We start from the raw sequence: 14,337 nt of genomic DNA, 5'->3' as shown, positions 1-14,337 counted from the left end.
TCGGCCACCCGCTGCCTCACACCGAGACGGGGGCCGGGCGCTGCGCGCGCACCATCGCGAGCGTCAGCACCAGACCGGCCACGCCGACGACCGCGCCGACCGGGCCGAGCCCGGTCGCCGGGAGCCAGTTGAGGCTGACGCCGCCGATGAGGCCGCCCAGCGCGATGCCCGCGTACAGCGCCGACGAGTTCAGTCCGATCAGGACGATCGCGGCGTCGGGGTGGCGCGAGATCAGCCGGTGCTGCTGCGGCACGATCGCCATCCAGCCCACGATGCCGAACACGAACGCCGTCGCCGTGCCCGCCACGAGGTTCGTGAACGCCAAGGGCGCCAGGGCGAGCAGCACGACCATGACCGCCTGGACGGCGAGCATGAGCCGCTCGGGGCCGAACCGGTCCGTCAGGCGCCCCGCGAGGTGGTTGCCGATGACCGCGCCGATGCCCTGCGCCAGCAGTATCAATGTCAGCAGCGCCTGCGAACCGCCCGTCACGGGCTCGGCGGCCGCACCGAAATAGGTGTAGAGCGCGTACCCGGAGGCCAGGACGAGGCCGGTGGTGGTCACGATCCCCAGGACCGCCTTGTCGCGCAACGGGGCCAGGCGCGCCGCCAGGCCGGCCGCGGGCGCCTGCAGCGGCGGCAGGAGCGCCGCGATCCCGGCCGCGGCGAGGACGCCGAGCACCGCCACCGCCCACAGCGTCAGGTGCCAGTCGAGGGCGCCGAGCAGGGACCCGAGCGGGACCCCGAGCGCGGTGGCCGCGGTCAGGCCGCCCATGACGACGGCGAGGAAGCGCCCGCGCTGCTCGGGCGGCGCGATCGAGGCGGCGATCGCACTGGCCTGCGGGGTGATCAGGGCCGCGCCGAGCCCGGTGACGATCCGTGCGGCGATCGCGAACCCGTAGTCGCCCGCGAGGGCCATGGCGGCGTTCCCGGCGACGAACACCGCCAGGGCCGCGAGCAGGACGGTGCGGCGGTCGAGGGCTGCGGTGAGGGCGCCGAGGACGGGGGCGGCGAGGGCGTAAGTGAGGGCGTAGACGGTGATGAGCTGGCCTGCGGCGGCGGTGCCGACGTCGAGGTCGGCGCCGATGGCGGGCAGGAGCCCGGTGATGACGAAGGCGTCGGTGCCGACCGCGAACGCGGCGGCGACCAGCGGGATGAGCCTGCGGTCCATGGGGTTTCCTTCAATTTGATGGTTGGGTGATCATCAAACTAAAGCATTGTTCGATAGTTGTGCAACCATCTGACGCGCGCTACTCTAGGCCGCAAGACGAAAGGCCAGGTGACGACCATGCGTGAGCTGCCTCACCCCGCGACGGCGGACATTCAGCTGAGCGAAGTCATGCACGCGCTCAGCGACGGCGTGCGCCTGGAGCTCGTCCGGCGGGTCGCCGGGGGCTTCGAGGACAACTGCACCATGCTCGCCGAGGACATCGAGGTGCATAAGTCCACGTTGTCCCACCACTTCCGCGTCCTGCGCGAATCCGGCGTGACGAGGACCAGAGTGGACGGCCGCGACCGGTACCTCCGCCTCAACCGCGAGGCGCTCGACGAGCGCTTCCCCGGCCTGCTCGACTCGGTCCTGAACGCCCTGGACGCCTGAGCCCGAGCGCCCGAAACTCCTTGCCGCAACGGTTGTGACAGGGAGTTTCTTTGTTGCTACAGGCGATCAAAAGGTTGACATGCGGCAATGGTCCTGGAATCATTGCCGGAGCGTTTCGACCCCGCAATACAGGATATTCCCGGCAGATCAATACCGAAGCGCCGCACGGAGGCCGACCCGGCATGCCCTCCCCGCGGCGCGCAGAGAGAGTGATCACCCTTGCGACGCCAACCGATCAGGCTCATAGCGGCCCTGGTTGCGGTGGCGGCGGCAGTCGCCGCCGCGCTCACCGTCAGGACCGCCTTCGCCGAACCTGAAGCCCCACAATCAGCAGCGGCAGCGCTCACCGCCGCCGAGACCGTCGCGGCCATGCAGCCGGGCTGGAACCTCGGCAACTCGCTCGACGCCGTCGGCGAGGACGAGACCGCCTGGGGCAACCCGCGCATCACCCCTGAACTGCTCGATGCCGTTCGGGCCCAGGGCTTCAACTCGATCCGCATCCCCGTCACGTGGTCGGCGCACCAGGCCGAGAGCGGCGACTACGCGATCGACGCCGAGTACCTGGCGCGCGTGCAGGAGGTCGTCGACCTCGCGCTCGAAGACGGCTTCTACGTGCTCATCAACATCCACCACGACTCGTGGCAGTGGGTCAACCAGATGCCGACCCAGCACGACCAGGTCCTCGCGCGCTACAACGCCGCCTGGACGCAGATCGCGGCCGCGTTCGCCGACGCCCCGCCGCACCTGGTGTTCGAGAACCTCAACGAACCCCAGTTCGCGGACGTCACCGAGGAGGAGGGCGACGCGCTGCTCGACGAGCTGAACGACGCCTTCCACCAGATCGTGCGCGGCTCCGGCGGCCAGAACGCCGACCGGCTGCTCGTCATCCCGACCCTGCACACCAGCAGCGAGCAGGCGCGCCTCGACGCGACCGCCGCGAGCATCGCGGACCTGAACGACCCGATGGTCGCCGCCACCGTGCACTACTACGGGTTCTGGCCCTTCAGCGTCAACATCGCGGGCTACACGACGTTCAACGACGAGGTGCGGGCCGACATCGAGGCCGCGTTCGACCGCGTCAAGGCCACGTTCATCGACCAGGGCGTGCCGGTCATCCTCGGCGAATGGGGCCTCCTCGGCTTCGACAAGCACGTCGGCGTCGTCGAGCAGGGCGAGAAGCTGAAGTTCTTCGAGTACCTCGGGTACTACGCGAAGCGGACCGGCGTGACCACCATGTGGTGGGACAACGGCCAGCACTTCGACCGCGAGGCGTTCAGCTGGAAGGACCCCGACCTGTTCGCGCACGTCGAGTCCGCGTGGACGACCCGTTCCGCCACGGCCGCTTCCGATCTCGTGTACGTGCCTGCGGGTGCGGCGCCCGAGGCGCACACCGTGCCGCTCTACGACAACGGCCTCGCCTTCGAAGGCCTGTGGCACGGCGACAGCGAGCTCGCCGAAGGCAGTGACTACACGCTGGACGGCATGGAGCTGACCCTCAGCGCCGCCTTGCTCGGCGGCCTCGTCGAAGGCGGCGGGCTCGGCGAGCGGGCGGTGCTCGAAGCCCGGTTCTCCGGCGGCGTGCCGTGGGAGCTCCACGTGATCGCCTCGCAGGCCCCGGTCGCGCGGGACGCGAGCGGCACCACGACCGGGCTCGCCGTCCCGGTCCAGTTCAATGGGGACCAGCTCGCGACCATGGAGGCGGCCTACCCGGACGGGACCCCGGCGGGCCCGCAGGACTGGACCGCCTACAAGGAGTTCGCCGTCGCGTTCGCCCCCGACTACGGGGCCGGGACCATCGCGCTCACCGACGAGTTCTTCGCCGAGGTGAACGACAATTCGACCGTGAACCTCACCTTCCACTTCTGGAGCGGGGCCACCGTCCAGTACACCCTGGAGCGTTCCGGCACCTCCGTAACAGGCAGCGCCGCATAGGAACTCGCCCTATATAAACAACCGTTCGAACGGGGCGCCCGGCCGTCGGGCGCCCCGTTTTCGGCCCGATCTGGGAGCGTTTCCCCAGCCCGCGGGGGTGGAACCGGCCGCCACTACCGGTGTGCGGCAGCTCGTGTTCAACCCCCCGATGGGCTAGTCTGGACCGACGTCCCGCACCGGTGAGGGACCGCTAGCGCGCTCCAGCGCCTAGTGCGACGCGACGGCCCGACGCGACGCCCCCGCTCCCCTGTCACCCGCCCATTCAGCGCCGATTGGAACGTCTTGAACGACGCAGCACCGCAATGGCCGCCGCCGGGGATCGACCCCGAGGTCCCCTCGACCGCGCGCGTCTACGACGCCGCCCTCGGCGGCAAGAACAACTTCAAAGCCGACCGCGAGGCCGTCGAGGTCTTCGAGCGCCTCATCCCCCAAGTGCGCGAAGCGACCTGGCTCAACCGCAAGGCCCTCATCCGCGGCATCCAGTACCTGGTGCGCGGCGCCGGCATCGACCAGATCCTCGACATCGGCTGCGGCCTCCCGACCGAGCAGAACACCCACCAGGTCGCCCAGGAGATCAACCCCGACACGCGCGTCGTCTACGTCGACAACGACCCGATGGTGCTCTCCCACGGCCGCGCGCTCCTCGCCGACAACCGCACCACCACTGTGGTCACCGCCGACCTGCGCGACCCGGGCGGCATCCTCGCGAACGAGGAGGTGCGCGCGCACCTGGACTTCGAGCGGCCCATCGCCGTCGTCATCGTCGGCATGATCATGCAGATCCACGAGAACGAGCGGCCCGACGAGATCATCGCCACCCTCATGGAGCCCTTGGCGTCCGGCTCGCACCTGTTCCTCACCGCCTGGCCCGACACCGGCGACCCGGCCCAGCGCGGGCTCTCGCAGGGGTGCCTGGAGACGCTCGGCAACGGCTGGATCAGGCCGGTCGAGCGCCTCGAGAAGCACTTCCAGGGCATGCCGATGGTCCCCGAGTACGTCTCCCGCTGGTACCCGGAGGAGCCCGACCGGAAGGTCCCCGAATTCGAGGACTTCGAGCCGTACGAGCGCACGCAGATGGCCGGTATCGCGGTCAAGCCCTGACGCGGGGCGCCCGGCGGCCGCGCCGTAGATTGGTACCGCGCAGCGTGTTCGAGAAGAGAAGAGACCGCCAATGCCCATGCTCGAAATCCGCCGGCACAGCAAGCGCGAAGGGGACGAGGCCGTCCACCTCTCCCAGGAAGGCGTCGAACTGGCGCGATGGTCGGGAACGCTCATGGGGCCCTTCGAGGTCGTGGCCACGAGCGTCGCGCCCCGGGCCAGGGAGACGGCGATCGCGATGGGGTTCGCGGTGACGCTGGAACTGCCGACCCTCCCCAACGTCAACGGCTTCCTGCAGGAGTCGCAGGCCGCCACGTACGACATCGGCGCGCCGTTCACCCGGCTCGCGCGGCTCGTCAACCGCCGCGGCTCCACCGCCTCGGACTACTCGCACGCACTCGCCCGGCAGTGGTCGGACCTGATGTCCCCGCTCGGCCCCGGCGACGCGGCCCTGGTGATCGGCCACGGCGGGCACATCGAATGCGGGCTCGTGACGCTGTTCCCCGAGGCCGACCACGACGAGTGGGGCGCGCTGTTCGGGTACATGGAAGGCGCACGGCTGCACTACGACACGGCCGCGCGGCGCTTCCACGACATCGAGTTCGTCCGCGGTTAAGGACTTGGAGCGAGGGGCCGGCGTCGCCGCCGGCCCCTCGTTCACGCTTTCCCCGTCTTGATGGCGACGCGGGGCAGGTACCAGACCGCCGCGGCCGCCGCGGCCAGCGCGTACGCGAGCAGGATCGGGACCGGGAAGCCCAGGGCCACACCGGAACGCTCGAGCTCCAGGTTCTCCAGGGCCGTGATCATCGGGCCGGACGACAGCATGTCCTGGAAGGTCAGCTGCTGCCAGAACAGGTCCTGGGCGTTGACCAGGAGCAGCGCGAGCCCCATGAGCGCGACCATGGGCCAGGCGGCGTTCAGGAACGCGAGGCGGGCCGCGCGGGGCTCGGCCCCTTGCAGGATCGCGGCGCGGCGGCGGTCCTCCAGGCCCCAGAACAGGGCCGTGAAGACGAACAGGAGCGGGACCGCGACCCAGGCGCGAGGCGGGAACGAGCCGATGACCATGTACTCGCCTTCGCCCGCGACCACTTCGAGGTTCGCGGCGCCGAGCGGCCCGGAGCCGATGAACAGCCAGGGCGCGAACGGCAGCAGGAGCCAGCGCGAGGCGTTCCCCAAGGGCCGCAGGGCACCGAGGGCGTAGCCGCCTGCGGCCGCGCACGGCAGTGCGATCGCGGTGGTGATGAGCGGCGGGCCCCACGTGCGGCGGACCGCGAGCCACAGGTCGGCGCCTTCGCTGGTGTCCTCGCCTGCGCGGGCGAGCCAGGGCAGCAGGTAGGACCCGGCGGCGGCGAGCAGGAGCACGAGCGCGGCGATACCGAGGACGACCGCCAGCGGCCGGGCCGGTGCCGGGTCGACCGGGCCGACGTCGATCCTGGTGCGCGCGGTGGCGAACACGGTCGCGGCGCCGATGCCGAGTGCGGCGAGGATCGCCATGAGCAGCACGGACTTCGCGGTGGACAGGCCCGGGGAGATCCCTGAGTAGAGGCCGTCGAAGATCTGGGCGACGGGGGTGCCGGTGTCTTGCGGGAGGCCGCTGATGGTGCTGTAGGCGAAGGTCTGGAGTCCGGCGGCGGCGGTGGCGAATGCGGCGAGGCTGGCGGTGACGAGGAGCGCGGTCGGCTTTCCCGTTGCGGTGCCGCGCATCGCGGCGAGTCCAGTGAGGACGCAGAGGCCGAGGACGACGCCGGAGATGAGGCCGGGCCAGTCGTAGAGGCTCGCTTCGCGGTCGCTGCCGGAGACGAGGCGGGCGATGAGCCAGGCGACGGTGAGGGCGGCGGGCGCGAAAGTAAGAGCGGCGAGGCTCCAAACCACGGTGGCGGTGGTCCGCAGGCGCCGCCCGGCGCGGTGGATGAGCCAAGCCGCAAGGGGAGCGATCACCGCCGCGACGATAACCATGATGCCAACCGGCCCAACAAGAGAGGCAATCCCGTCGGCGAACAGCCCCTCGTCGAAAACCTCCTGATAATTCGCAGAGCCGATGGTCTCGGCAGACCCGAAAACGCTGAGGCCTTCGATACGGCTGAGCTGGATCGTGCGGATGGTCGGCAGGAGGTAGGCGCTGAAGGCGGCGATCACAGGCGCGGCAAGGAGCAGGATCGCGAGCGTGACGCGGGCGGCGTCGCTCTGCGTCTGGAGCAGCGTCGAATACGAAGGATCGACCTCGATAGCACCGGTAGTGTGCGGGCGCTCAGCAGCGGCAGCCTTCGGCGCTTCGACCTCGTTCCGAGGGGGCGGGGTGCGGTTCGGGGCGGGCAGGAACTGGGGCGCGATGCGGGCGGGCGCGGAACGGGACGACGGGGGCGGTCCGCCGGCGCGGGGCGGGTGGTCCATGAACACTCCTGTATGGATAAAGGGTGGGAGGTCATGAAAATTATGCGCCACGTCACCCAACGGAAATCAAGCGGGCACACATCGCTGTCGCACCCTCGTGGGACTATCGCCTTTTTCGGTTGGGCGAAGGCGGATGCGGGTGGGAAGGGGCACGCCCTACGCCCACCGCGCGCGCGGCGCGCGCCGCGCCGCGCCGCCCGACCGGGCTCCTCTGGAATGGGGTTGCCGTCGTCGCGGGCGGGTGCTTTGATCGGAGCATGCCAAGCACCGCGCAGTACCTGGGCTTCGTCGTCGCCGCGCTCATCCTGATCCTCATCCCCGGTCCCTCGGTCATGTTCACCATCAGCCGGGCCCTCGCGTACGGCCGCACGCAGGCCGTCCTCACCGCCTGGGGCAACGCGATCGGCACCTTCGCCGCCGCGACCCTCGCGGCGGTCGGCCTCGGCGCGCTCATCCAGGAGTCGGCGCTGGCGTTCGCGATCGTGAAGTACGCGGGCGCGGCCTACCTGGTGTTCCTGGGCGTCAAGGCACTCCGGGACCGCAAGGGCGTGATGGCGGCGCCCGACGAGGCGGGGACTCCGAAGCGGGCGCTCGCGACCATGGCGGAGGGCTTCGTCGTCGGCATGCTGAACCCGAAGACGATCCTGTTCTTCCTGGCGATCCTCCCCCAGTTCATCAACGCCGAAGCCGGTTCGGCCACGCTGCAGATGCTGCTGCTCGGCGCGACGTTCGCGGTGCTCGCGGCCGCATGCGACACGGTCTGGGGCCTCGTCGCCTCGGCCGCGCGCGACGTGCTCCGCCGCCCCCGCTCGAAGCTGATCCTCAACCGCACCGGCGGCACCGCCCTCATCGGCCTCGGCATCGCGGCGGCAGCGGGCGAGCGCGCCTGACCGGGACGGACTGTCGTACCCCCGCGCGATCATCGGTACCGGGGGCGCCGCGCTCCGACACACCCGACCCCGGGGGCCGGACACCGACCCCAGCCTCCTTGGGAGCGCTTGCATATCGAAACTCATAGATATATAGTGTGTGGACCCTCACCGCGATGATCCCCATCGATCTTCTTCCGGCACACACGGCCCGATCCCCCGGGCCGTCAAGGCGCACCCGGCAGCGCCAAGAGAGGACCCCATGTCAGCCACCACCCTCCCCCGCATGCGCAGAGGCCTGATCGCCGCGGCCGCCGCGGTGTTCGTCGCCGCGGTCGCGCTCGTCGCGGTCATGATCCCCAAGCCCGCCAGCGCCGCGTCGCTCACCCAGATCACGAGCTTCGGGAACAACCCGAGCAGCCTGCAGATGTACCTGTACGTGCCCGACAACGTGGCCCCCGAGCCCGCCCTGGTCCTCGGCATCCACTGGTGCGGCGGCGACGCGAACGCGTTCTACAGCGGCACCGAGTGGGCCCGCCTCGCCGACCAGTACGGCTTCATCGTGGTGTACCCGTCGGTCACGCGCTCCAGCAAGTGCTGGGACGTCGCCTCGGCGGCCTCCTTGAGCGGCACCGGTTCCGACTCGGTCGGCATCAAGTCCATGATGGACTGGACGATCGCCCAGCACAATGTGGACACCGACCGGATCTTCTCCACCGGCATCTCCTCCGGCGCGATGATGACCAACGTCATGCTCGGGGTCTACCCCGAGGTCTTCGAAGCGGGCGCGGCCTTCTCCGGCGTCCCCTACACCTGCTTCAGGACCGACAACGGCTCCGAGTGGAACTCGCAGTGCTCCCAGGGCCAGATCAACCGCACGCCGCAGGCGTGGGGCGACGAGGTCCGCGCGACCAACCCCGGCTACAGCGGCCCGTGGCCGCGCATGCAGATCTGGCACGGCACCAACGACGACGTCCTGTTCTACCAGAACTTCCAGGAGCAGATCGACCAGTGGACGAACGTCAACGGCACCGACCAGACGCCTGAGCTCTCCGACACGCCGCAGACCAACTGGAACCGGACCCGCTACGGCGGCACCGGGACGCAGGCGCCGGTCGAGGCGATCAGCCTCCAGGGCGTCGGCCACAACCTGATGGCGAACGGCATGGCGGCCAAGGCCCTCGAGTTCTTCGGGCTCAACGTGCCGGTCGACCCGACCACGTCCCCGACCACCGTCCCGACGACGCCGACCACGAGCCCCACGGCGGGCCCGACGGGCGGCTGCTCGGCGGTCATCAAGGTGGTCAGCACCTGGAACTCCGGTTGGCAGGCCAATGTGGACGTGACGGCGGGCAGCGCCGCGATCACCGGCTGGACCCTGAACTGGACCTGGCCGAGCGGGCAGACGATCTCCAGCTCGTGGAACGCGGGCGTGACCTCGTCGGGCTCGTCGGTCACCGCGAAGGACGTGGGCTGGAACGGCGCCGTCGCGGCGGGCCAGACCAAGACCTCCGCGTGGGGCTTCATCGGCACGGGAACCGCGGTCGCTCCGGCCGTGACCTGCACGCCGGCGTAGCCCGGCTCCCCCAGAGCCGCACCGGGGCCGTGGACGCGCAGGCGTCCGCGGCCCCGGTCGTCGCTACTGCACCGCCGCACCCGCGCGCAGGCGGCTGCCGAGGAAGCCGAGGATCTCGCGGCGCGCGATCCGCGCGGCCGGGACGATGCCGGGGACGCTGATGAACTTGTGGACCGCGTTCGGGTACCCGGTGAAGCGGGCGTCGTTCCCGGCAGCGCGGAGGCGTTCGACGTACACGCGGCCGTGGTCGTAGGCCGGATCGAGCTCGCCCGCGACGGCCAGCGCGGGCGGCAGGCCCGCGAGGTCCGCGGTCGTCAAGGGGGACACGCGTTCCGGGTCGAAGCCGGAGGGCAGGGCGAAGCGGCGCGCGAAGCGCAGTTCGGCGGCGGAGAGGCCGGGCTGCCCGATATTGCCTGCGACCGAGGGGTAGTCGGTCATGGTCGCGGTCCAGTCCAGGGCCGCGTAGACGAGGACCTGGGCGCGCAGCGCCGGGCCCGTGCCGCGGGAGCGCAGTGCGAGCTGCGCGGCGATCGTCCCTCCGGCGCTCTCGCCGAGGACGGCGATCCGGTCGGGGTCGATGCCCCAGCCGAAGGGGTCCTCGGCGAGCCGGTCGAGCACGTCGCAGCCGTCCTCGACGGGTGCGGGCAGCGGGTGCTCGGGGGCGAGGCGGTATTCGACCGCGACGACGACGGCGGGGAGTCCGGCGGCGAGGCCGCTGTTGAGCCAGTCGTTCTGGGCGGCGGTGCCGGTGATGAAGCCGCCGCCGTGGAAGGAGAGGACGAGCGGGAGCCTGCCGTGGCGGCCGCTGGGGCGGTGGACGCGCAGGGTGAGGCGGCGGCCGGGCAGTTCGATGGTCTGCTCTTCGATGCGGGCGCGGCGGTCGGGGACCCCGGCGACGAGGCGCATGACCGGGTTGCGGAGCAGGCGGGCGAGTTTCGCGCGTCCGGCGGTCACGTCGTCGGCGGTGAGGGTGTCCCAGTCGGACGTTTCTTTGAGCATGAGGCGGGCGCCGAGCGGGGCCTTGCTGTTCATGTGTCCTCCCGGATCAATAACGCTACTTCCGGTAGCGTAATTGACAGGATAGCCTGATCCCGTGCAGGCATCCACTTCCCCGGCGGCCGGGCGCCCCCGTTCGGACCTGAACGCGGGCGTGTTCGCCGCGACCCTCGGCTCAGTGCACGAGTTCGGGTACGCGGGCGCGACGATGGACCGGATCGCGGTCGCGGCGGGCGTCGCGAAGACCACGCTCTACCGGCGCTGGCCGTCGAAGGGCGCGCTGATCACCGCATGCCTGGTGGACGCGTTCGGCCCGGCGCCGGTCGCGAGCGAGGACCGGGACGAGCTCCTGACCACCGCGATCCGCTGGGCCGCAGCGAAGATCAGCGAGCCGGGGGTCGGCGCGGCGTTCGCGGGCGTGTTCACCGACGCCGTCAGCGACCCGGAGCTGCGCGAGATCCTGTCCACGCAGCTGCAGGCCCCGCATCTCGCGGTACTGCAGGAGGCGCTCGGCGAATCAGAGGCGCGCGTCCGCTTCGTCATCGACGTCATCGTCGGCACCCTGCTGCACCGGATGGGGATCTCGGGCGAGCCGATGGCCGAGGACGACGTCGAAGCCCTCATCGCGATGGTCCTCGGCGTCTTCCGCTGAGCTTCGCGGCGCCGACCTAGACTGGGCCCACCGAGTGCACACCGACGTGCAGGACTTGAACGGAGCCGCCCGAGATGACCGAGTTTCCCGCCGAGGTCCGCGACCGGTTCGCCGGTGCGGGCATGGACCTGGACCAGCTGTTCTCCGCCGGTGAGCTCGGCGACCGCATGGGGATCGAGGTGCTCGAGGCCGCCCCGGAGCGGGTGGTGGCGCGGATGGCAGTGGAGGGGAACCGGCAGCCGTACGGGCTGCTCCACGGCGGGGCCTCGGCGGTCCTCGCCGAGACCCTGGGCTCGATCGGCGCGATGCTCCACGGCGGGCCCGAGAAGATCGCGGTCGGCGTGGACCTGAACGTGACCCACCACCGGGCGGTCCGGTCCGGCACCGTGGAGGGGGCCGCGATCCCGATCCACCGTGGACGCTCCACGGCGACGTACGAGATCGTCGTGAGCGACGAGGAGGGCCGCCGGGTCTGCACCGGCCGCCTCACCTGCCTGATCCGGGACGCGCCGCAGCCCTAAAGCCCCTGAAGCCCAAGCACCGCAGCGGTGCTCACCGCTGCCGCTCCAGGAACCCGTCGATGAGCGGGGCGACGGCGTCCAGGTGCGTCTCCAGCGTGAAGTGCCCGGCGTCGAGGAGGTGGAGCTCGGCCTCCGGCAGGTCGCGCAGGTAGGCGCGGGCGCCCGCCTCGGTGAAGAACGGGTCGCCGGTGCCCCAGACGATGAGGGTCGGCGGCGTGTGCTTGCGCAGCCACGCCTGCCAGCCGTCGTACCGCTCCACATTCGACTTGTAGTCGAAGGCCAGCGCGACCTGCGCCTCCTTGCGGCCGGGCAGGTCGAGGTAGTGCTGGTCGAGCGTCCAGCCCTCGGGGGAAATGAGCGCTCCGTCGGGCGCGCCCGTCTCGTACTGGAACCGGGTGCCTTCCAGCGTGAGCAGGTCGCGGATCTGGCTTTCGGCGCCGGTCTGCTCCGGCGAGAGGGCGATGAAGGTCCGTGCGGCCTCGGAGAGGCCGTCGGCGTAGGCGTTCCCGTTCTGGACGACGAGTCCGGCGACCAGCTCGGGTCGGCGTTCGGCCAGGCGCAGGCCGACGGGCGCACCGAAGTCGAAGAGGTACATCGTGAAGCGTCGCAGGCCAAGGCGGTCGACAAAGCCCTCCACAATGTCCGCGAGGCGGTCGAAGGTGTAGGTGAAGTCCGCGGGGGCGGTGGTCTGGCCGAAGCCGGGGTAGTCGGGGGCGATGAGCCGGTGGTCGGCGCCGAGGGCGTCGATGAGGCGCCGGAACTGGTGCGAGGCGGTGGGGAAGCCGTGCAGGAGGAGCAGGACGGGCGCGTCGTCGCGGTCGGGCACGGATTCGCGGTAGTGGACGTCGACGCCGTCGATGTCGATGCGGCCGTGGCGGACCAGAGGGAGTCGGTTCATCGTTCACACGCTTTCTCGGCTTGATAATGCATTAGCTTCTCCCCAAGATGCTAACGCATGAATAAAACGATGTAGCATTAGGCTCATGAATGCGATGACCCCGCTGGTCGGCGAGCCCTTGGCCATCGATCTGGTGAACACCGTGACCGCCGAGGGCGACTTCCTCGACGGCCCCGAGGCGCTGCGCGCGTGGCTGGCGCTCGAAGCGGACCGCCTGCCGGAGTCCGGCGCGACCGCGGACCGACTGGCGCTCAACGAGGTACTAGCGGTGCGCGGACACGCGGCCGCCGTCTTCGCCGCGCTCCTTGAAGACCGGCGCCCGCCTGAAGCGGGCCTGCAGGGCCTCGCGGCGGCAGTGAACGCCGCGCCCGGGCGCACCCGCCTCACCTGGGACGGGACGGCCGTGACCGCCTCGGTGCGGCGACAGGGCAACGCGGCGCAGCGGCTCGCCGCCACACTCGCCCAGGCCGCGATCGACCTGCTCACCGATCCGGCCGCGGCGAAACTGCGCCGATGCGGCGCGCAGGACTGCGTGATGCTGTTCGTGCCCGCCCATCCGCGCCGCCAGTGGTGCTCCCCCGAGCGGTGCGGCAACCGCGTCCGCGTCGCACGCCACTACGAGCGACGCAAGGCGGGCCGCTGACCGCTATTCCTTAGTGGATGGCGTCGATCAGGTAGAGGGACTGCGTGCCCCAGTCGCACACGGCGAGTCGCCCGTCCGGCGCGACCGTGATGCCGGTGGGGCTGTCGAAGCCGTCCGCGACCGTGGTGCGGGTGCCGTCCGGCTCGATCATGTCCACAGTCGACCCGCCGTAGTCCACGACGTACACCGCGCCGCCGCCCGCGGGGGCGATGCCGGGGCCGGGGCTCGCGAGCTCGGTGTTGACGTGCTCGGCCTCGGTGCCGCCCGAGACGAGCGAGACGCCGCCGTTGATGTTGCTGACCATGAGGTCGCCGTTGTCGAGTTCCACTGCCCCCACGGGGGTCTGGAGCCCGGTCGCGACCACGCGGGTCTCGCCGTCGGCGTCGGCCGCGAGGATCTCGTCGGTCTGCCGGTTGGCGATGAGCAGCTCCCCGGCGGCGTTGAAGGACAGCCCGGCCGGGGTCGCGAGGCCTTCGACGAACACCTCGGGCTCGCCGTCCTCGCTGAACCGCCACACCACGTCGCCGCTGTACGACGCCGCGTAGACGACGCCTTCGGCGTCGATCGCGAGGCCGGAGGGGCCGTCGAGGCCGCTCGCAAAGGTGCTGCGGTCGCCGTCGGCGGCGAACCGCTCGATCGTGCCGCCGGACCAGTTCGCGATGTAGAGCGCCCCGTCGGCGTCGTAGGCCATCCCCACGGGCGAGGAGAGGTCGCCCCAGACCGCCTCGCCGGGGCCCTGGGTGGAACCGGAGTCGGAGCCGGTGGAGGTCGAATCGGTTGCGGTGCATGCGGTCGCGGCCACGATCGCCGCCATCGCCGGGACGACGAGGAGGCGCCGCGCCCGGCCGTTGGCGTTCTCGGTGGGCCGCATGGGGTTCGCGTGCATGGTCTGCTCACTCCGTAATGGATCGGATCGATCGGCTTCCTGCCGCATTGCCCCATTAGAACACCAACCGGTTGGTTGGTCAATATCGGCAACGTGCCCGGATCGTCCCTCCCGCGCGGTCGGGCGGGTCGCACGTCGGTCCCCCGGCATCAAGGGTGACACGGGGGTACGACAGCGCAGGCCGTCGGGGGGGGGGGGGGGGGGGGGGGGGGGGGGGGGGGGGGGGGGGGGGGGGGGGGGGGGGGGGGGGGGGGGGGGGGGGGGGGGGGGGGGGGGGG

At 71.0% G+C, this 14,337-nt stretch carries 14 protein-coding genes; 9 read left to right on the top strand and 5 right to left on the bottom strand.

What is annotated here, in order from left to right; genetic code table 11:
• Positions 1–16: 16 nt before the first annotated feature.
• The gene (locus ACZ60M_RS14990; RefSeq protein WP_465418372.1) at positions 17–1,168 is read right to left on the bottom strand and encodes an MFS transporter; all 1,152 of its coding nucleotides are present in this window, start codon (positions 1,166–1,168) and stop codon (positions 17–19) included.
• Positions 1,169–1,285: 117 nt separating this feature from the next.
• Here ACZ60M_RS14990 and ACZ60M_RS14985 point away from each other — a divergent pair, with 117 nt between their 5' ends.
• The 4 genes from ACZ60M_RS14985 (at position 1,286) to ACZ60M_RS14970 (ending at position 5,243) form a co-directional block, all read left to right on the top strand.
• Positions 1,286–1,597 (top strand): ArsR/SmtB family transcription factor, encoded by a 312-nt coding sequence (locus tag ACZ60M_RS14985; protein WP_465418370.1) that lies wholly within the window; start codon positions 1,286–1,288, stop codon positions 1,595–1,597.
• Positions 1,598–1,816: 219 nt separating this feature from the next.
• Positions 1,817–3,529, top strand: a complete 1,713-nt coding sequence (locus ACZ60M_RS14980; RefSeq protein WP_465418368.1) for a cellulase family glycosylhydrolase — start codon at positions 1,817–1,819, stop codon at positions 3,527–3,529.
• Between the two features lie 282 nt (positions 3,530–3,811).
• On the top strand, positions 3,812–4,630 hold the full coding sequence (locus ACZ60M_RS14975) for an SAM-dependent methyltransferase (RefSeq protein WP_465418366.1): 819 nt from the start codon (positions 3,812–3,814) through the stop codon (positions 4,628–4,630).
• A 70-nt stretch (positions 4,631–4,700) separates the two neighbouring features.
• On the top strand, positions 4,701–5,243 hold the full coding sequence (locus ACZ60M_RS14970) for a histidine phosphatase family protein (RefSeq protein WP_465418364.1): 543 nt from the start codon (positions 4,701–4,703) through the stop codon (positions 5,241–5,243).
• Between the two features lie 41 nt (positions 5,244–5,284).
• Here ACZ60M_RS14970 and ACZ60M_RS14965 read toward each other — a convergent pair whose 3' ends face one another.
• Positions 5,285–7,018: a hypothetical protein gene (locus ACZ60M_RS14965; RefSeq protein WP_465418363.1), complete on the bottom strand. Its 1,734-nt coding sequence runs from the start codon at positions 7,016–7,018 to the stop codon at positions 5,285–5,287.
• 257 nt (positions 7,019–7,275) lie between these two features.
• Here ACZ60M_RS14965 and ACZ60M_RS14960 point away from each other — a divergent pair, with 257 nt between their 5' ends.
• Both ACZ60M_RS14960 and ACZ60M_RS14955 read left to right on the top strand, forming a co-directional pair.
• Positions 7,276–7,908, top strand: a complete 633-nt coding sequence (locus tag ACZ60M_RS14960; protein ID WP_465418361.1) for a LysE family translocator — start codon at positions 7,276–7,278, stop codon at positions 7,906–7,908.
• Between the two features lie 265 nt (positions 7,909–8,173).
• Positions 8,174–9,463, top strand: a complete 1,290-nt coding sequence (locus ACZ60M_RS14955; protein ID WP_465418359.1) for an extracellular catalytic domain type 1 short-chain-length polyhydroxyalkanoate depolymerase — start codon at positions 8,174–8,176, stop codon at positions 9,461–9,463.
• A gap of 63 nt (positions 9,464–9,526) precedes the next feature.
• Here ACZ60M_RS14955 and ACZ60M_RS14950 read toward each other — a convergent pair whose 3' ends face one another.
• Entirely contained in the window at positions 9,527–10,495 is a 969-nt protein-coding gene (locus ACZ60M_RS14950) for an alpha/beta hydrolase (protein ID WP_465418357.1), read from the bottom strand.
• A gap of 61 nt (positions 10,496–10,556) precedes the next feature.
• Here ACZ60M_RS14950 and ACZ60M_RS14945 point away from each other — a divergent pair, with 61 nt between their 5' ends.
• Both ACZ60M_RS14945 and ACZ60M_RS14940 read left to right on the top strand, forming a co-directional pair.
• Positions 10,557–11,111, top strand: coding sequence for a TetR/AcrR family transcriptional regulator (locus ACZ60M_RS14945; protein WP_465418355.1), 555 nt, complete (start codon positions 10,557–10,559; stop codon positions 11,109–11,111).
• 74 nt (positions 11,112–11,185) lie between these two features.
• Positions 11,186–11,632, top strand: coding sequence for a PaaI family thioesterase (locus tag ACZ60M_RS14940; protein WP_465418354.1), 447 nt, complete (start codon positions 11,186–11,188; stop codon positions 11,630–11,632).
• A gap of 31 nt (positions 11,633–11,663) precedes the next feature.
• On the opposite strand, the gene ACZ60M_RS14935 is transcribed toward ACZ60M_RS14940, so the two are convergent.
• Positions 11,664–12,530 carry an alpha/beta fold hydrolase gene (locus ACZ60M_RS14935; protein WP_465418352.1) on the bottom strand — a complete coding sequence of 289 codons (867 nt, stop codon included), beginning with the start codon at positions 12,528–12,530 and terminating at the stop codon, positions 11,664–11,666.
• Between the two features lie 85 nt (positions 12,531–12,615).
• Here ACZ60M_RS14935 and ACZ60M_RS14930 point away from each other — a divergent pair, with 85 nt between their 5' ends.
• Positions 12,616–13,173, top strand: coding sequence for a CGNR zinc finger domain-containing protein (locus ACZ60M_RS14930; protein WP_465418350.1), 558 nt, complete (start codon positions 12,616–12,618; stop codon positions 13,171–13,173).
• Positions 13,174–13,183: 10 nt separating this feature from the next.
• Here ACZ60M_RS14930 and ACZ60M_RS14925 read toward each other — a convergent pair whose 3' ends face one another.
• On the bottom strand, positions 13,184–14,059 hold the full coding sequence (locus ACZ60M_RS14925; protein ID WP_465418348.1) for an NHL repeat-containing protein: 876 nt from the start codon (positions 14,057–14,059) through the stop codon (positions 13,184–13,186).
• Between the last annotated feature and the right edge of the window lie 278 nt (positions 14,060–14,337).

The organism is Glycomyces sp. NPDC050141 (assembly GCF_055586545.1).
The sequence above is the reverse complement of the archived record's forward strand: the minus strand, read 5'-3'. Positions and strand labels throughout refer to the sequence as shown.